Annotated in this window: 14 protein-coding genes; all 14 read left to right on the forward strand. The window is 68.1% G+C overall.

Features of this window, described 5'->3' with window-relative positions; all coding sequences use genetic code 11:
- The 14 genes from RIC11_RS19555 (at window position 1) to RIC11_RS19620 (ending at window position 17,987) form a co-directional block, all read left to right on the forward strand.
- On the forward strand, window positions 1-1,710 hold the full coding sequence (locus tag RIC11_RS19555) for a chondroitinase-B domain-containing protein (protein WP_350214081.1): 1,710 nt from the start codon (window positions 1-3) through the stop codon (window positions 1,708-1,710).
- Between the two features lie 951 nt (window positions 1,711-2,661).
- Entirely contained in the window at window positions 2,662-3,756 is a 1,095-nt protein-coding gene (locus tag RIC11_RS19560; RefSeq protein ID WP_350214082.1) for a hypothetical protein, read from the forward strand.
- 124 nt (window positions 3,757-3,880) lie between these two features.
- Window positions 3,881-5,461, forward strand: a complete 1,581-nt coding sequence (locus RIC11_RS19565; RefSeq protein ID WP_350214083.1) for a sulfatase — start codon at window positions 3,881-3,883, stop codon at window positions 5,459-5,461.
- Between the two features lie 79 nt (window positions 5,462-5,540).
- Window positions 5,541-6,296, forward strand: a complete 756-nt coding sequence (locus tag RIC11_RS19570) for a GntR family transcriptional regulator (RefSeq protein ID WP_350214084.1) — start codon at window positions 5,541-5,543, stop codon at window positions 6,294-6,296.
- Window positions 6,297-6,416: 120 nt separating this feature from the next.
- Window positions 6,417-7,457, forward strand: a complete 1,041-nt coding sequence (locus tag RIC11_RS19575; protein ID WP_350214085.1) for a DUF1559 family PulG-like putative transporter — start codon at window positions 6,417-6,419, stop codon at window positions 7,455-7,457.
- Window positions 7,458-7,525: 68 nt separating this feature from the next.
- The gene (locus RIC11_RS19580; protein WP_350214086.1) at window positions 7,526-7,960 is read left to right on the forward strand and encodes a transthyretin-like family protein; all 435 of its coding nucleotides are present in this window, start codon (window positions 7,526-7,528) and stop codon (window positions 7,958-7,960) included.
- Between the two features lie 119 nt (window positions 7,961-8,079).
- Window positions 8,080-9,798 carry an apiosidase-like domain-containing protein gene (locus RIC11_RS19585; protein WP_350214087.1) on the forward strand — a complete coding sequence of 573 codons (1,719 nt, stop codon included), beginning with the start codon at window positions 8,080-8,082 and terminating at the stop codon, window positions 9,796-9,798.
- 47 nt (window positions 9,799-9,845) lie between these two features.
- Entirely contained in the window at window positions 9,846-10,895 is a 1,050-nt protein-coding gene (locus tag RIC11_RS19590) for a carbon-nitrogen hydrolase family protein (RefSeq protein ID WP_350214088.1), read from the forward strand.
- A gap of 49 nt (window positions 10,896-10,944) precedes the next feature.
- Window positions 10,945-12,312, forward strand: a complete 1,368-nt coding sequence (locus RIC11_RS19595) for an alpha-L-fucosidase (RefSeq protein ID WP_350214089.1) — start codon at window positions 10,945-10,947, stop codon at window positions 12,310-12,312.
- A 20-nt stretch (window positions 12,313-12,332) separates the two neighbouring features.
- Complete coding sequence (locus tag RIC11_RS19600; RefSeq protein WP_350214090.1) at window positions 12,333-13,763, forward strand: Gfo/Idh/MocA family protein; 1,431 nt, start codon at window positions 12,333-12,335, stop codon at window positions 13,761-13,763.
- A 51-nt stretch (window positions 13,764-13,814) separates the two neighbouring features.
- Window positions 13,815-14,567 (forward strand): SDR family NAD(P)-dependent oxidoreductase, encoded by a 753-nt coding sequence (locus RIC11_RS19605; RefSeq protein WP_350214091.1) that lies wholly within the window; start codon window positions 13,815-13,817, stop codon window positions 14,565-14,567.
- 61 nt (window positions 14,568-14,628) lie between these two features.
- Entirely contained in the window at window positions 14,629-15,882 is a 1,254-nt protein-coding gene (locus RIC11_RS19610) for an NRAMP family divalent metal transporter (protein WP_350214092.1), read from the forward strand.
- 72 nt (window positions 15,883-15,954) lie between these two features.
- On the forward strand, window positions 15,955-17,274 hold the full coding sequence (locus RIC11_RS19615) for a Gfo/Idh/MocA family protein (RefSeq protein WP_350214093.1): 1,320 nt from the start codon (window positions 15,955-15,957) through the stop codon (window positions 17,272-17,274).
- Between the two features lie 41 nt (window positions 17,275-17,315).
- Complete coding sequence (locus RIC11_RS19620) at window positions 17,316-17,987, forward strand: sulfatase-like hydrolase/transferase (protein ID WP_350214094.1); 672 nt, start codon at window positions 17,316-17,318, stop codon at window positions 17,985-17,987.
- Window positions 17,988-18,068: the final 81 nt, after the last annotated feature.

Raw genomic sequence — 18,068 nt, forward strand, 5'->3', positions numbered from 1 at the left:
ATGGATAAGCCCTTGGCCCGGAACAAAACCGGACGCGTCGCACGCCTGTTGAACCGCCTGCCGCCCGCCCCAGCATCGACGCTTGCGGCTTGCGCGTGCGCTCTTCTTGCTCAGACGGTGGTCGCGGCAACGCACTTCACCGACTCCGAAGCGTCGATAGCCAACGCAATATCCGCGGCCGTGCCGGGCGACACGATCGTCGTCAAGGATGGCGTTTACACATTTCCCGTGCGTATCAACGGCCGGGACGGGACGGCCGCCTCGCCGATCACTTTCAAGGCGCAGACCGTCGGCGGCGTCACGTTCACGGGGCCCCAGCTCAGCGATCGGACGAAGCTGCGCGTCGAGAGAGACCACTGGGTAATCGACGGATTCCGTTTCACCGACGTCACCGCCGACGGCACGCAGTCGAGCGACCGGGTGACGGTCGTGCGGGTCCGCGAGGCGAGCGACAACGTGCTGCGGAACCTCTCGATCTCCGACTCCGGGCTGACCAGCAGCAACCCCGATTCGAACGCCGCCAACAACTCGATGTACCTCGACATCACCGACCGGTCCGCGCGTAACGTGGTCGAGAGGAGCGAGTTCCTCAACAACAACGACGCCATCGTCGTGCGGGTGGCGGGGGGCTCGACCGACCTTTTCTCGACCGACAATGTGTTCCGGTACAACTACTGGTCCGGCAACGCCGGTTACGAGACCCTGCAGCTGAGCTGGGGCTCGTCCGCCGGGGCGGCCTTCCGCACAGTGGTCGAGCACAACCTGTGGGAAGACAACGCTTCGTCGTCGGAACTGATTTCCTCGAAGAGCTCCGAGAACGTGTTCCGCCACAACACGTTCGAGCACAACAACGACCAGCTCGTGCTGCGCGGCGGGAACGACGGCGTCGTCGACTCGAACTACTTCATCGACGGCCGCGGCGTGCGCGCCTACGGCGCCGACCATACGATAACCAACAACTACTTCGAGGGCTCCTACGGGACCGAGAGCGGCAACCTGAGGGGCGGGATCCTCCTCGGCGCCGGCGACCACGACGACGCCCCCTACGCGGCGGTCCGCAACAGCGAGGTCTCGAACAATTCAATCATCAACACGGGCGCCTACAGCCTGCTCTACGGCTACTTTTACAACGCCACCTGGAACGGCGACCTGATCGACATCCCTCCCTATGACAACGAGTTCTCCGATAATCTGATCGTCAACAGCCGCGGCAAGGCGATCGATCGGCAGAACAACGCGCCGGACGCGTCGAACACCTGGTCTGGCAATTACACGTGGTCGACCGGTTCGGGCTCCCCGGGGCACGCCCCCGACGGGGTGACAACGGGCGCCGACCCGCAGTTGGAACGAGACTCCCTCGGGAACCTCGTCGCCACGGCCGCGCCCGACGCCGGGGCGAGGATGCGGTACCGGCGGCTGACGGCCGACGACGTCGGCCCCGGCAGCACCTTCGTAGCCGGCCTGGCGGGCGACTACGACCAAGACGGACAAGTGAGCCAGTCCGACTGGCTCCGCTGGCAGTCGCTCTACCGGTCTCAAGAACTCGCCGCGGACGGCAATTTCGACGGGGAGATCAACGCCGCCGATTACACCGTGTGGCGCGACGCCCAGCAAGCGGCGGCCGCGTCGGTCCCGGAGGCCTCCGCCGTGGCCCTGGCGGCGTCGGTTCTCACGGGGCACGTCGCTGCAGTGTATCGCGCACGACGCTGACCGGCCTGAGTTGATTGGCCCCAGCCTCTTGCAGCTCAGCGTGAGAGTAAGGCCGCACCGGACGCCCGGCTTGTGCGGAGCAACGCGTCGGCGATTTGGGATCCGTCGACCGCCAGTCGGCCGGCAATCGCCTTCTCGGAGAAGCCCAGCTGCCGCGGACCTCTTTGCGTTCGAGCCGGTCCGGCAGACAGCCGGCCGCAGCCGTCCACAGGTGACCGACGCTTCGCGCTCGATGCGATTCCCTTGGCTCGCGCAGCGTTGCGACATCGGCTGGAGAAGACGCCGTGCATTCGCGCAATTTGGGTGGAAGTCGCTTGCATCTGTCTGAGATCTCAGATAGTTTCGGAACAGCCTTTGGCCGACGTCGAGCTTACAAGGATCCACGATCGGCCGACGCGTTAAGCGATTCGCAGCCCCGGGCAAGCGGGGTCCGCCCGTCGCGACGACCGACTCTTCCCAAACCTTTTCGACCCAGCTGCAGCCGGCGCCGCTGAACCGGCGGCGAGACCTCGAAACCGAGAGCCAATCGGCCAGACGGCGCTGTCCGGCCCCACTGTTCCCCATTGCTCCTGAATCCAATTTGCGTCGGGGTGGACCGCAACCGGAGGAGGCCGACCTTGTTGTCACAGCTTCTGAGGTCGGCCTTCTCCCGGTTTGCGACCCCGCCGACGCACGCGACCCGCTGCTAGCTAACGACCTTAGTTCGTCACCATCACGGACGCACGACAAGCTTGGCCCGCCGCCAAGCAGATGAAAGGTCCGCTCGGCAATCGACGCCCGGCGGACCTCAAGAGAATCGCCACGATCACCCCGATGGATCCTCCGGAGGCATCACCCATGCATCGTCTGTTTAAATACGCAACGCGCCGAAGCCGCGCGGCTATAGCAACAGGGCTCATCGCCGCCCTCGGATTTGCTCTCACCGCGCAGCACGCGGCGGCTCAGGTTTCTTTGCCCTACTTCAACGACTACGACGACCCGGGCGACATCGCGGAGTTCTCTTTCACGACCGAGCCGGACCCCGATGGCGATGAGATACTCGCCGACTGGCAATTCAACGACCCGCCGGACGTTCCGCTGGGCATCCTCCGGATGTTTAATGAAGCGTCCAACAACGAGACCGCCGCGACCGTGCCGGTCCTCAACGGCGGCACACAGGACATCCTCACGACGAGCGTCTTCCAGGTGAAGAACAGCATCTTTACCGGCCAGACCAGCGTCGGCATCCACGCGCGGGCGACCGGCCCCGGCTTCCACGACGCGGCCAACGGCGAGAGCTTTTACTACTTCGACACCGAAATCCGCGATGGCCGCGTGCGGATCCGCAAGGTCACGCCCGACGGCCAGGGCGGGCTGAATGACCAAGAGCTGCTCCGCCGGGTGTTCAACGGAAACGACGACGCGTTCATCCCCGAGGAGGAGCAGGCCGGCGCTTACGATTTCCAAATCGACGACCCCGACCTGGGCGACCCGCGGCCCGGCGGCGAATTCCGCGACATCACGATGTCGCTGCTCGTGGAGGACATCCTCGTCGACGGAGCGCCGGCGGTCCAACTGACCGGCACCATCGAGGCGTACGCCCGCGCCGCCGACGAGAACGGCGACGTGTTCAACCCGCCCGACGCCCCACCGGAGCTGATCACCGACACCTTCACGGTGATCGACATGGGCGACCCGATCACGGGGAACTACTTCGGCTACCGCACACGGGGCGGCTCGTCACGCCCGCAGGACGCCTACACGATTGACTTCCAGAGCCTCGCCATCGAAGCGGTGACCGGGCCGCCGGTTCCGGGAGACTTCAACGAGGACGGCCTGGTCAACGCGGCGGACTACACCGTTTGGCGCGACAACCTGGGGAGCGAAACGGCGTTGCCGAACGACAACGACCTGGGCACGCCCGTCGGCCAGCAGCACTACGACCTGTGGGCCGGCGCCTACGGCGGCGACTCCGGAGCGGCCGCCACGGCCGCCCCCGAGCCCACGACGGTTGGGCTGTGCCTGGCGCCCTTTGCGATCGCCGCGTTGAGTCATAAGCGGCGATAGCCAGTTCGGCGAACGAGAAGCAGCGGCGGGGTCACTACGCGGCCCCGCCGCTTTCTCGTGCCGGCGACAAGCGAGCTTCACGTCGGCTTCACGGAGCGGACGACCACTTTGGGGAACGCCACCGATGCCGAAGCGAGAGCTTCCTTCCCGACGACGCCTCGCGGCCGCGATCGCGTGGCTGGCAGTTGCGGTTCAGCCAACCGCCGCACACGACGCGGGGGCGGCGACCGAGCCCACGGCGGACCGGCCCAACGTGTTGTTCGTTTCGATCGACGACCTGAACGACTGGGTCGGCGTCCTGGAGGGCCACCCCGACGCACGCACGCCGAACATCGACCGGCTCGCAGAACGATCGGTCGTCTTCTCCAACGCGTATTGCACCTCACCGCTGTGCAACCCGTCCCGCGCGGCGGTGTTTAGCGGCCGCCTCCCGACGGCGACCGGCGTCTACACCAACAGCGACGGCGACGTACGCAAAGCGCGCCCGGACCTGAAGCTGTTGCCGACGGTCTTTCGCGACAACGGCTACGCCACCTTCGGGGCGGGCAAGCTGTTGCACCAATCCAGCCGCGCACTGTTCGAAGAGGGCTTCTTTCCCCACCTCCGTTGGAGCCCCTTCGATCCGCGCCAGGTGAAGTACGAAGCCGACGAGTTGCCACGCAAGGGAACCGAGGCCCAGTCACACGAAGCCACCCTCGCCGGCCGAACGGTGAGCCTGCCGCTCAACGGCATGCCGAGCGACCGAAACCCCGAATCGGACCGCGGCGAGTCCTTCGACTGGGGCGCCCTGCCGGTCGACGACGCGGCCATGGGCGACGGCAAGCTCACCGACTGGGGGGCCGACTTGCTGCGGCGCGAGCACGACCGCCCCTTCTTCATGGCGATCGGCTACTACCGCCCCCACATCCCGCTCTTCGCGCCCGAGCGTTACTTCGAGCTCATCGGCGCGGCCGAGCGTATCCCCTTACCGCCGTTTAACCGCGAGGACCTCGACGACCTGGGGCCGTACGCGCGGCGAACCGCGCTCGAAGCGGACACGGCCGGCGCGCACCGCACCGTGGTCGAGCACGGGCAGTGGCGCGAGGCCGTGAAGGCCTACCTAGCGTGCATCGCGTTCATCGACGCGCAGGTCGGCGAGCTGCTCGACGCCCTCGACGAGGGCCCCAACGGCCGCGACACGATCGTCGTGCTGTGGAGCGATCACGGCTGGCACCTGGGCGAGAAGCAACACTGGGGCAAGTGGACCCTGTGGGAGCGCTCGTTGCACGTGCCGCTCATGGTGGCCTTGCCGGGCCAGCCCGAGCACGCCCGCGGCCGGCGAGAGGAGGCCGTCAGTTTGGTCGACCTCTACCCCACACTGGTGGACCTGTGCGGCTTGACCGACGCGCCGGAACAACTCGACGGACAGAGCCTCGCTCCGCTGCTGGGGCGGGGGGCTCTAGCGGATAGCGAGGAGCGGGTGGCCCTATCGATGATGCGGGCGGGGGATTACTCGCTCATCGACCCGCCGTGGCACTACATCCGCTACAACGACGGAAGTGAAGAGCTTTACGATTGGCGAACCGACAAGAACGAATGGCGAAACCTGGCAGGCGAGCGATCCTACAATTCAGAGCTGGAGAGGATGCGTGAGCAACTGCGAGATCTCAGCGAGCGAACCGCATTAGAAGGCGTTGAGCGAGCGAAGCGGCTTGCGTCTGACTGAGATCTCAGTACACTAGAATCGCGGGGCCGGACCACGGGGACCGGAACGCGTGCCCCTGGCAACCGAGGAGCGTGGGGAAATGCCTTCGTCAACGACTCACAACGGTCGGGCCGGCGCCCCGCGCCGGCTGCTCCGCAGCGAAGCGTATGAGAAGATTAAAGACATGATCATCTCCGGCGACTACGAGCCGGGTGTGTTCTTGTCTGAGCGCCAACTCACGGCGCGACTGAAGATGAGCAAGACCCCCATCCGCACCGCGCTGGAGCGGCTTGACAGCGAAGGATTCGTAGTGATTTCTCCGCAGCAGGGCGTGCTGGTCAAGGAGTTGTCGTTCCACGAGATCGCCGACCTGTTCGAAACACGGATCGTGCTCGAGACCTACACGGTCCAGTCGCTGAGCGAGGGGCTCACCGCCACCCAGAGGGACTCGATCGACCGGCTCCTCGAGAGCCAACAAGACCTGCTCGTGGAGCAGTCGATCGAGGGGACCGCGGAGGTCGACCTGCACTTCCACCTCACGCTGACGAATTGCTTGGGCAACCAAGAGATCCTCCGCGTGATGAACCAGCTCCGCGACAAGCTGCTGCTGATTTTCACGCGCCACCTGCGACGGAACCCGCACCGGCTGCTCAGCAACTACGACGAACACCGCGCGATCGCCGACGCCATCTTCAGCGGCGACGGCGCGGCCGCCGCGGAGCTGATGCGTACGCACCTGCTCTACGGCCGCGACTACATGCTTTCGAACGGCCGCGGGGGCGACGCCTCACAAGCGTCGCGCCCCACGGCGGCCGTCAGCGTCGCCGGGCCCAGTGGGTCGGACGGCAAGCCCTAGCGGCTGGCCCTCTCCGCCCGTGCCCGATCGCCTCTCCGACCCTTGGTGGTCCGCAGGGGGCGCTGCACCTACGTACCGGCCGACGCGAGTCGGCGTCTTTTCAACCTCGCTTTTCGAACGATGAGAATCACCACTCGGCGACGCGCTCGCGCTTTCACGCTGGTAGAGCTGCTGGTCGTCATCGCGATTATCGGCATCCTGGTCGCCCTGCTGCTGCCGGCGGTGCAGGCGGCGCGCGAGTCGGCCCGGCGGGTGCAATGCACCAACAACCTCAGGCAGATCGGCCTGGGGCTGATGAACTACCACGACACCAACGGCAACTTCCCGCCGGGCAGCGTGTCGATGGGCAATTCGAGCCGCACGAGCGAGTGGCAGAACTGGGGGATTTGTATCCTTCCGTTCGTAGAGGAGACGGCCCTGTTCGATCAGTACGACTTCGAGAAGAACAACGCCGACCCCGTGCAGCAGCCCGTCGCCCAAGCCATTCTCCCGATGATGGAGTGCCCGACCGACGAGAACACGGGCCAGCTGATGCCGCCCGCTAGCGGTCAGCGGGGACCGTTCGGCATGTGGGCCAAGGGCTCCTACAAAGGAAACATGGGGCGAGGAAAATTCACGGCAGATACCGTAACGACCTACTTCAACGACTTCCGCCTGCAACTCGGGGACGAGTCGAATCCGAACAAGGTGCCCGCCTACTGGCGCGGGCCGCTGCACAATGTGGTGGCGCCGAAGAACATGAACCCGGCGCAACGGGCGGCCTTGGGCGGCGGGGGCGGCGGCGACAACAGCCTCTCGGAAACCTCGATCAACGACATCACGGACGGCACGTCCAAGACGCTCATCGTCGGCGAGTACCACACGATCACCACGCCGACGCGATCCGCGTTCTGGGGCTACACGCCGTACGGCTACAACGAGGCGACCATCGTCCCCGAACTGGGCAACATCAGCCTCACGCCGGACTACGAGAAGTGCGTCGACGCGACCGGTTTCCGCGCGCCGTGCCAGCGGGCCTTCGCGTCGTTGCACGCGGGCAACGTGATCAACTGGGTGCTGTCCGACGGTTCGTCGCGTCCGATCGCGGCGAACGTCGACATGTTCGCCCTGGCCGCGATGGCGACCATCGGCGGCGGCGAGACCATCGACGCTCCCGAATAGCCCCCCACGGCGGCCGCCTCTCGACTCGCCCGCTTACCGGCTCATCTCCTACCGACAAGGCGCCGAAGGTGGCCGTCACCAGGAACCTCTCGCTGATCGCGCTCGGCGTGGCCGCCGCTTTGGTCGGCTGCGGGCCGCAGGCGAAGATCGCGCCGGTCTCCGGCACGGTCACCCTCAACGGCGAACCCCTGGCCGACGCGACCGTCCGCTTCCTGCCCAAGCCGCAAGAGGACCCCGACGCGGTGATGATGCTCGCCAAGGGCAAGACCGACGCGTCCGGCGCGTACTCGCTGCGGGTTTACGACGGTCCGGAGGGCGCCGTCGTTGGCGCCAACCGTGTCACGATCACCACCGCGGTCGAAGCCGAAGACGGCGAGGGCCTCGTCGCCAAAGAGCGCGTGCCCCCGCAGTACAACGTGCAATCCAAACTCGAATTCGACGTGCCGCCCGGAGGAACCGACGCGGCGGACTTCCAACTCACGGGCGAAAAGGCGCGTCGGTAGGCGTGTCCCACGCGGGCGATCCAACGCCGCGGCGAAGAGGACCTGCCGGTCGGGAAGGGCTTCGCCCATCGGTCGAAGATTCGCCGCCACGCTTTCCGCGAACCACAACCATTTGCCCGATGCTCTTCATTAGACAAGCAGCCGCCGCCGTCCTGTTTCTACCGCTAGTTGCCGGGGGTGCGCCTCGCCCGGCCATCGCGGGCGAGCCGGTCACGGTTTGGGAGACGACCCAGTTCGATTTCCGCTCGGCCGAGACGCACCCGTGGCATTCCACGCCCGCTTACGCGGAGTTCGTCCACCGCGGCAGCGACACCCGCCGCCGCGTGCCGCTGTTCTCTGACGGCCGGGGCCGGTGGGTCGCACGCTTCGCGCCGACCCGCGCGGGCGAGTGGGAGTACACGACGCACTCCGACGACAAGGGCCTCGACGCCCAGTCGGGGCGCCTCACGGCGGTCGAACCGAAGTCCGACGAGCTGCGGCGCAACCCGAACCTGCGCGGCCACGTTCGGATCGCCCCCGACAACCGGGCCTTCCAATACGCCGACGGCACGCCGTACCTGCCGCTTGCCGACACCCTCTGGGACGGCAACACGCTGCGGTGCGGCCTGAACGAGCGGGGCGAGGGCCCGTTCGCGGAGTACTTGGCGGACCGCAAGTCGAAGGGCTTCACGGCCGTGTTGATGCGCTACCTGGCCGGCTTCGGCGACAACCCGAAGGACCCAACCGGCGAGGCCAACGAAGGGGGCCGGGCGTTCGCCGACAGAGACCTGTCCGAACTGAACCCCGAGTACTTCCGCGCGCTCGACCGCCGCGTCGAGGCGATCATCGACGGTGGCCTGGTTCCCATTACGCCGGTCTGCTGGTGGGGCAAGACGTCCGGCCGTTTTTGCCCCGTGCCGATCGACAAGGCGGAGCAGATCGTTGAGTACCTCTCGAAGCGCTACGCGTCGTACACGGGCGTCTGGTGCCTGTCGGGCGAGTACCAGTACGCGCTGCGCGACTGCGGCTGGGACGCCAACAGCTTCGACCGCCTGGGCCGCGCCGTCCGCCGGTCGGACGCTTACGATCACCCGCTGTCGATCCACCCGAGCAGCCGGACCGAATGGCCCGCGCCGCACGACCAGCAGTCGTCGATCGCGTTCCACGAGTCGGACTGGCTCGACCACCACTGGCTGCAGACCGGCCAGTCAGCTCGCCAGATGGCGAACATCGTGTCCCGCGCCCAGCAGCACCGGAAGCTCACGCCGACCATGCCGGTCTTTTGTTCCGAGGCCTACTACGAGAAGCGATCCGACCCAAACCACACCTACCACTCGAGGTGGCAGTATTGGACGGCCATGCTCAACGGGTGCGCGGGCTACGGCTACGGCGCCTGGGGCGTGTGGAACGTTTACAAGCCGGACTCGGGCGCGGAGTTCAAGTCTTCGGAGGTCGAAAACTCTTCGCCTTTCGACGAGGCGGTCGGCTTCGAGGGCTCGAGCCAGATGCGGCATCTGCGCGACCTGTTCGACCAGCTCGAGTGGTGGCGCCTCGAACCGGCCCGCGACCGGCTGACTGTGGACGGCGGCCCGTGCCCCAAGCCGAAGGCGAACGACCTGACGCCGCCCCAGTGCGCAGGCCACAGCGAGGGCTGTTTCATCGTGTACATTCCGCGTGGCAATGCAGAGAGTCGGATCGCCCTGGAGGTCGACACGCCGGCCGGATGGCGACTCGTCTGGCTCAACCCGCGCAATGGCGAGCGCATCGCGACCACCGACGCGGGGCTCGCTCAGGGCGGTGAGCTCCCGAGCCGGCCCTCGCCAGCCGACGAAGATTGGGTGGCGATCCTGCGCCGATAGACATTGCCCATTCCCGGGCTGTTTGCACGACCAAAGAAGGCCAAGCGATGAGCACCAGCGAACGACTGCCGCGGCGGAGGTTCTTGCAGGGCGTGGCGGGCGCCGGGGCGGCTGTGGCCGGCCACAACGCCGCCGCGTCGCCGACGGTCGAAGATGAAGCCGCCGGCGGCGAAGGCCCCGCCCGGCAAGCCTGGATCGGCACCGTGTCGCAAGACGGCCTCCGCGCCCGCGACTCGGACGAGATGGTCGACCTGCTCCTCGAGCGCTTCGACGCGATCATGGGGGCGAAGCCCGACCTGATCTGCTTCCCGGAGATGTTCCAGTACTCGAACACCGACGCGGGCCGACCCGCCGTACGCGACGCGGCCGAGGCGCCCCTCGGCGAGCTGGGGCGCCGGGTCGCCGACTACGCTAAATCGCACGGCTGCTACGCGTTTTACTCCGGCTACACCGAGGAGGGCGGGCGCTTCTACAACTCGGCGGTGCTGATCGACCGCGGCGGCGCGTACGTGGGCGCCTACCACAAGATGCACCCGACCATCGGGGAGATGGAGAAGGGCATCTCACCGGGGCCGCTCGACCCGCCGGTGTTCGACACCGACTTTGGGCGGTTGGGCGCGCAGATCTGTTTCGACATCGAGTGGGACGACGGCTGGAAGAAGCTCGCCGACGCGGGCGCCGAGATCGTCGTGTGGCAGTCGGCGTTCGCGGGGGGCAGGGCGATCAACTCCCTCGCCGCGCGGAACCGCTACGTGGTCGTGACCAGCTGCCGGAAGGACACGTCGAAGGTGTGCGACGTCACCGGCGAGGTCATCGCCGCCACCGGCCGCTTCAGCCGCGCGGTTTGTGCGCCGGTCAACCTGGAGAAGGCGTTCCTCCACACGTGGCCGTACAACCGCCGCTTCGAAGAGATCCACGCGAAGTACGGCCGGAAGGTGCGGATCCACACGCTGCACGAGGAAGAGTGGAGCGTGATCGAGAGCCTCAGCGCCGACGTGCGGGTCGCCGACGTGCTGAAAGAGTTCGAGATCGACACGTACGGCGAGCTCATGGCGCGAGCAACCCGGCTGCAAGACGCGGCCCGCCGTACGAGTTGAGTCCGCGCCGCTCGACCGGCCGCCCTTGTCACCCCGAATCCGCAACACGATGACCACCCCTCCACGCGACCGGGCGGCACGCCGATCCGTCGTCGGCTTGGCCGCGCTCGCCGCGACGCTAGCCGCCGCGCCGGCCCGCGCGCAGCTGCCGACCGGCACCGTGCCCGCCAGCGAGAGCCGCAACTCCGACGCGGCGCTCGAGGCGTTCCGCGACATGGCGCTCGGGCTGTTCATCCACTGGAGCGTCGACGTCCAGTACGGCGCCGTCATCAGCCACTCGCTCGTCGGCTCGGACGACGCTTACCAGCAGCGGTTCTTCAACGAGCTGCCGAAGACCTTCAACCCGGTGCGGTACGATCCCAGCCGCTGGCTGGAACTGGCCAGGGCGTGCGGCTTCCGGTACACGATGCTCACCGTGAAGCACCACAGCGGGTTCTGCCTGTGGCCCACCGAGACGACCCCCTTCAGCATCGCCGGCACCCCCTACGGCGAGGACCTGGTCGGGCCGTTCGCAGAAGCTTGCCGCGAGCACAACCTGAAGCTCGGTTTCTATTTCTCGCCCGAGGACTTCTGGGTGCTCCACACCCAGGGGCGCCCGATCGCTAGGGAGCCCAGCCACGGCTACACGCAGCCGTCGCAGAACCCGGAACTCGAGAAGCACAACGAGCGGCAGATCGCCGAGCTCCACGATCGCTACGGGCCGGTCGACCTCTGGTTCTTCGACGGCAAGGAGCCGCCCGCCACGCTCAAAACGATGGTCTGGGACGCCAACCCCGACACGGTGGTCACACGCGGCGCGCTAGAGACCCCCGAGCAGACCCTCGGCGACGCGATCTCCGACCAGCCGTGGGAGGCTTGCTTCACCCTCGGCGGCCAGTGGCAGCACCGCGGCACGAACGAGACCTACAAAGACGGCGGCGAGGTTATCCAGCTCCTCATCGAAACCCGCGCCAAAGGCGGCAACCTGCTGCTGAACATCGGGCCGGACGCGTACGGCGCGATCCCCGAGCCGTGCGACGCGTTGCTCCGCGAGCTCGGCCTGTGGCTGTTCGTCAACGGCGAGGCGATCTACCAAGCGAGGCCGTGGCGGGTCGCCAACGAGGGCGATGTCTGGTTCACGCGCGCGGAGGACGGCTCGGCCGTCTACCTGTTCCTCACCGGCCAGGGCCAATGGCCCCTCGGTGATCGACGCCAGTTCTCGCTGTCCAGTGTGCGCCTGAGCGAAGAATCGGAGCTGTCGGTCCTCGGCCACGGCGGCGACGTCCTCGAGTACGAGCCCGACGCCGACCCGGGCGTCCACGCCGAGCAAGACCGCGACACGCTGAAGCTCTCGGTGATGCGGGCGCAGCGGCTCTACAACGATCGCACGTGGCCCAACCCGATCGTCGTCAAGATCACGCATCCAGAAACGCCCTGACCCCCGACCCACCCCAACCCATGAAGCAACCCACCCGACGCGAGTTCCTGGCTTACACGGCGGCCGGCGCCGGAGCGGCGGCCTTGCCTCGCAGCGTGGCCGCGGCCAACCGCGCTACCAACGAGGTGCGGGTCGGCGTGATCGGCTGCGGCTGGCGCGGCGGCGGGCTGATCAAGAACTTCGGCGGCATCGACGGCGTGCGCGTCGCGGCCTTATGCGACGCCGACCGCGCGCGCGTCGACGAGCACGCCCCCTCCGCGCCCCACGCGTTCCAAACGACCGACCTGCGGCGCGTGCTCGACCGCAACGACATCGACGCGGTCGTCGTCTCGACGTGCAACCACTGGCACTGCCTGGCCGCGATCTGGGCGTTGGAGGCCGGCAAGCACGTTTACGTCGAGAAGCCCTTGTTCCACAACCTGTGGGAAGGGCGTCGGCTCGTCGAAGCCGTCGACCGGCACAAAAAGATCTGCCAGGTCGGCACGCAGCAGCGGTCCGACCCGATGCAGACCGAGATCAAGCGTTTCTTGCACGAGGAGTCCGCCCTCGGCGCGCCGCGCCACGTGCGGGTAAGCCGGTTTGGCGTGCGCGGGCCGATCGGCAAGCGGTCGGAGCCGCTGACCTTGCCCGGCTCGGTCGACTTCGACCTGTGGTGCGGCCCCGCCGAGAAGCAGCCGATCTACCGCGACGAGCTGCACTACGACTGGCACTGGGACTGGAACACGGGCTCGGGCGAGATGGGCAACTGGTCGGTGCACATCGTCGACGACGTGCGCAACAACGTGTTCCAAGACCGCGGCGGGCTGCCGACCCGCGTCGTCGCGACGGGCGGCCGCTACGTGTGGAACGACGCCGGCGACACGCCCAACCTGCAGCTTGCCGTGCTCGAGACCGGCTCGATCCCCGTGTCGATCGCGGTCTGCAACCTGCCCGCCAAGCCGGGATCGAAAGAGCGCCCGGATCGCGATGGCCCCGGGAGCGGCTACGTGGTGCAGTGCGACGGCGGGCGTTTCGAGGGCCGCCGTGGGGCGGGGGTCGCGTTCGATGACAAGGGCAAGAAGATCCGCGAGTTCGCCGGCTCTGGCGGCATGCCGGAGCACGCCGAGAACTTCATCGCGGCCGTACGCAGCGGCGACGCCTCGGCCCTCAACGCGCCGGCCCAGGTCGGCTTCGACTCGACGGCGTGGTGCGACCTGGCGAACATAGCCACCCGAACCGCGACCGAATCCGCGCCCGGCAGCGCCCTGGCCGATCAGGCGTTCGTGCAAGAGGAGCTGCACGCGATGCGGAGCGTGCTGAACAACTTCGGGTTGAAGAAGGAAGCGGACGCGTTCCGGCTGTCGGCTCCGCTCGAGTTCGACTCCGGCAGCGATAAGTTCGTCGGAGAGGGCGCCGACCCGGCGAACGGCTACCTGAAGAACGAAGGGCGCGGCCCCTACCGGATCGCCTGACGCGACCCGCCCCACTGAACACACCACCGGCCCCCTAACCCCTCGACACGAATGCAGATCCAAGGCAAACGAGCGCTCGTGACCGGCGGCACGAAGGGCATCGGCGCGGCCGTCGCGCGCGACCTCGCGGCGCGCGGGGCGCGGGTCGCTGTGGCGGCCCGGCAAGACGACCGGGCCGTCCGCGACCTGGTCGATTCGGCCTCCGACCTCGAGGGCGAGATCCGCTTCTTCCAGGCCGACGTGGGCGACCCCGCGGCCGCCACCGCCCTTGTCGAACGGGTCGCCGGCGAGTTCGGCGGGCTCGACATCCTCGTGCACTCGGCCGGCGGACCGGCGGGCGGCACGACCGAGGGGGTCTCCCCCGAGGCTTGGCACGCGGCCTTCGACGTGCACGTGCACGCGGCCTTCCACCTGGTCCGCGCGGCCGCGCCGCGGCTGCGCGAGCCCGGCGAGGCGGCCGTCGTGCTCGTGTCGTCGGTCGCCGGCATCCGCGGCGTGCCCGGCATCCTCGCCTACGGCACGGTGAAAGGTGCGGTGGCCCAGATGACGCGGAACATGGCGCTCGACCTGGCAGACGACAACGTGCGCGTCAATTGCGTCGCGCCGGGCATCATCCGCACACGCTTCCACGACGCGATGTCCGAAGAGCAAAAGAAACACAACCTCGCGGTCCGCATCCCGCTGCACCGCGAGGGGACGCCCGACGACGTGGCCGAGGTCGTGCGGCTGCTGGTGACGAACGACTTCATGACCGGCGAGATGGTGGTCGTCGACGGCGGCATGACGATGCAGATCTCCCGCTGAGCGTCTTGGCGGCCTCGCAACCGACAGCAACTCACGACACGATCTCAACCCGCGACCCACCGTGACCGGCAAGCCGACGGCCCTCCTCAAGACGCTCCTTCCAGGGCTCGCGACCGTCGGCTTCACGATCGGCACCGGCAGCGTCACGGCGATGGCCAAGTCCGGCGCGAACCACGGCACGGCGCTGCTCTGGGCGCTGCTGCTCTCGTGCTGGATCTCTTGCGTGCTGCTGGCCGCGTTCGGCCGGTTGACCGTGCTGACCCGCACCGGCGCGCTCGAGGCGATCCGCACGCACCTCCACCCGGCGCTCGCCGCCGGGATCCTCGGCGCCGTGTGGTTCAACGTCGGCGTGAGCATCACCGGCGTGATGGGCGTGATCGCCGACGTGCTCGCCGCGTGGTCGCGCGACTGGTTCGCCAGCGGCGTGCCGCCGATCGCGTGGGCGGCCATCGTTTCGGCGGTCATCGCGGCCGCCATGCTGCGCGGCTCGGTGAAGCGGATCGAGCTCGTGCTCGCGGTGCTCGCCGGCGTGATGGGCGTGTGCTTCCTGGTCAACGCGGCCTTCGCTTGGCCGGGCTGGGCCGAGGTGGCGCGCGGCCTGATCCCCACGCTGCCACCCGGCGCCGACGGCGAGCCGAACCGCGCCGAGAGCGCGTTGCTGGTCGCGAGCATCGTCGGCACCACGGTCGCGCCGGTCGTGCTGCTGTTCCGCGCGTTGATGATCCGCGAAGAGGATTGGGGCGTGGAGCAGCTCGCCGTGCAGCGGCGCGACGCGGTCGTCAGCGCGGTGCTGATCTTCTTGATCTGCGCGGCGGTCATGACGTCGGCCACCGGCGTGCTCTACGACTCGGGCCTCCGGCTCGACGCCGCCCACGAGATGATCGGCCTGCTCGAGCCGGCGATCGGCCCGGCCGCCGTGGTGGTGTTCGTCGTCGGGATCACGGCGGCCGGCGTGTCGTCGCAGTTCCCCAACATCGCGGCGCTCCCTTGTTTGCTCCGCGACTTCCAGCGGCGGCCGATCCGCCTGACCGCGACCCTCGAGCGCACGATGATCGTCGCCGGCGCCGCGCTCGGCTTGCTCGTGCCGGCCGTCGGCAGCCAGCCGGTCGCGGTGATGATCCTCTCGCAGGCGCTCAACGCCGTTGTGCTGCCGGTGGTCGTGGGCTGCGTCTGGCTGCTGCTGAACCGCACGGCCGTTGTCGGCCCCAACCACCTGCGGGCGTCGGCGAACGTCACGCTCGGCGTCGTGATGGTGCTGGTCGTGTTGATCGCGGGCAGCGGCGTGTACGGCATCTACGGCAAGCTCGCCGGCTAGCCAGAACACCTTACACACAACGCGGGGCGGCCCCCGCCGAAGCAAGCCAGCCCCACCAGGGAGAGCACCGCTATGAATCCTTTCGATCGCCGCGACTTCCTCCGCCAAGCCGCCGCAGGGGTCGGCGCGGCGGCGAGCGTGTCGGCGCCTTTTGCGCGGGCGGCCGCCTCGCAACGCGCGGCGCCGGTTCGAATGGGCGTCATCGGCTGCGGCGGCATCGCCCAGCTGCACCTGAAGGGCTTCACCGAGCGAAGCGACGCCCGCGTCGACTGGCTTTGCGACGTCGACCCCGAGCAGATCGAGCAGTCGCAGAAGCTGCTCCAATCCGCCCCGACCGGCTCCCGCCCCAAGACCACCGGCTCGCACGCCGACGTGCTGGCCGACCCGGCGGTCGACGCGGTGCTGATCGCCACGCCGCACCACTGGCACGCGCCGCTGGCGCTCGCGGCGATCGCCGCCGGCAAGGACGTCTACCTCGAGAAGCCGATCTCCCACGTGTTCGACGAGGGCCCGCTCATCATCGACGCGGCCCGCAAGCACAAGCGGATCGTGCAGCAGGGCAGCCAGATGCGGAGCAGCCCGGTGACCCTGCAAGCCGAGAAGGTGCTGCGCGACGGCGCCATCGGCGACATCAAGGTCGCCCGCGCCTGGACCGCCGAAAAGCGGGCCAAGGTCGAGCCAAGGCCCGACGGCGAGGCGCCCCCCCGTGTCGACTACGACCGCTGGCTCGGCCCCGCCCCCAAGCGCCCGTTCAACCCGCTGCGGTTCCACCAGTCCTGGCGGCTGTTCAGCGACTACGCCAACGGCGAGATCGGCGACGACGGCGTGCACGACATCGACATGGCGTGCTGGGCGCTGGGCGTCACGGAGCTGCCCGTGCAGATCACCGCCCGCGGCGGCACGATGATGCTACACGGCAGCGCGGGGGACTACCCGGACAACATGTCGGCCACGTTCGAGTTCGCCGACGGCAGGCTCCTGGTCTACGAGAGCCTCCCGTTCACCCGCTACGGCATGCACGGCTTCGACAACGGCAACGTGTTCTACGGGACCGAAGGCTACATGGTGTTCAGCCGCCGCGGCGCGTTCGAAACCTACCTCGGGCCGAAGTCCGAGCGCGGAGCGACCGAGGACCGCTCGGTCCGCGGCGAGCGCGGCTACCCGGAGCACATGACCGACTTCCTCAACAGCGTGAAGACCCGCCAGCCCCCCCGCGCCCGACCGGAGGTCGCACACATCAGCTGCGCGCTGGTGCACCTGGCGGAGATCGCGTTCCGGACCGCCGGGCGGCTCCGGTTCGACCCGGCCGCGGGCGAGTTCGTCGACCACGACGAGGCGAACTCGATGCTCTCCAAACACTACCGCGAGCCCTACACGCTGCCGAAAGTCTGAACGGGACCGCGAACGTTTTAGCGACACCGACGCCAGCGATGATGCGACGACCCCTTTGCCTTGCGGTCTTGCTGACACTCCCGCCGCTCCCGTTGGTGGGCGGAGCGCCTGACCGACCGAACATCGTCTTGATCCTGGCCGACGACCTCGGCTGGGGCGACGTCGGCTACCCCCAGCACCGCGCCGAGGGCGACCCGTACCCCGGCGCGCCGGTGCTGCGCACCCCGGCGCTCGACGCGATGGCCGAGGCCGGCATGCGCCTGACGCGGTTCTACGCGGCCTCGCCGGTCTGCAGCCCGACCCGAGCGAGCTTCCTCACCGGGCGCCACGGCCGCCGGCACGGCATCGACAAGGCCCTGCAGATCTCGAGCGACGCGAAGCTCCTCAACGCCGAGCTGACCGTCGCCGAGATCGCCCAGGCGCTCGGCTACCGAACGGGGCACTTCGGCAAGTGGCACTTGGGTTCGCTGACCAAGCACACCTACGACATGCGCCGCGGTCGGGTCGGCAACTACCGGCATTACTCCGCCCCGTGGCACAGCGGCTACGGCGCCGCGTTCGCGAGCGAGAACTGGATGCCCACGTTCGACCCGTACGACGCGTTCCCGATCGACCGCGCCGCCCAGGCGGGCTACTTCACGGGGCCGAGCACCCCCGACCTTGAAAAAAGAAGGCCCACCTTAAGCGAATCCCGGAAACCACTGCTTTTCTAGCGTTTATCGCTTCGGGAGATTCCCCTAAATCGGCACCGGATGAACCCGGATGAACCAAGTCAGGTGTGCGGCACACCACCC

This window comes from Botrimarina sp., from assembly GCF_040219535.1.
In the GTDB taxonomy this organism is placed as follows: domain Bacteria; phylum Planctomycetota; class Planctomycetia; order Pirellulales; family Lacipirellulaceae; genus Botrimarina.

What these genes read in the sequence shown, in the direction of transcription:
- RIC11_RS19555 (WP_350214081.1), top strand. Translation starts at nt 1, where the DNA reads ATGGATAAGCCCTTGGCCCGGAACAAAACCGGACGCGTCGCACGCCTG.
- RIC11_RS19590 (WP_350214088.1), top strand. Translation starts at nt 9,846, where the DNA reads ATGAGCACCAGCGAACGACTGCCGCGGCGGAGGTTCTTGCAGGGCGTG.
- RIC11_RS19620 (WP_350214094.1), top strand. Translation starts at nt 17,316, where the DNA reads ATGCGACGACCCCTTTGCCTTGCGGTCTTGCTGACACTCCCGCCGCTC.
- RIC11_RS19615 (WP_350214093.1), top strand. Translation starts at nt 15,955, where the DNA reads ATGAATCCTTTCGATCGCCGCGACTTCCTCCGCCAAGCCGCCGCAGGG.
- RIC11_RS19575 (WP_350214085.1), top strand. Translation starts at nt 6,417, where the DNA reads ATGAGAATCACCACTCGGCGACGCGCTCGCGCTTTCACGCTGGTAGAG.
- RIC11_RS19600 (WP_350214090.1), top strand. Translation starts at nt 12,333, where the DNA reads ATGAAGCAACCCACCCGACGCGAGTTCCTGGCTTACACGGCGGCCGGC.
- RIC11_RS19565 (WP_350214083.1), top strand. Translation starts at nt 3,881, where the DNA reads ATGCCGAAGCGAGAGCTTCCTTCCCGACGACGCCTCGCGGCCGCGATC.
- RIC11_RS19595 (WP_350214089.1), top strand. Translation starts at nt 10,945, where the DNA reads ATGACCACCCCTCCACGCGACCGGGCGGCACGCCGATCCGTCGTCGGC.
- RIC11_RS19570 (WP_350214084.1), top strand. Translation starts at nt 5,541, where the DNA reads ATGCCTTCGTCAACGACTCACAACGGTCGGGCCGGCGCCCCGCGCCGG.
- RIC11_RS19605 (WP_350214091.1), top strand. Translation starts at nt 13,815, where the DNA reads ATGCAGATCCAAGGCAAACGAGCGCTCGTGACCGGCGGCACGAAGGGC.
- RIC11_RS19585 (WP_350214087.1), top strand. Translation starts at nt 8,080, where the DNA reads ATGCTCTTCATTAGACAAGCAGCCGCCGCCGTCCTGTTTCTACCGCTA.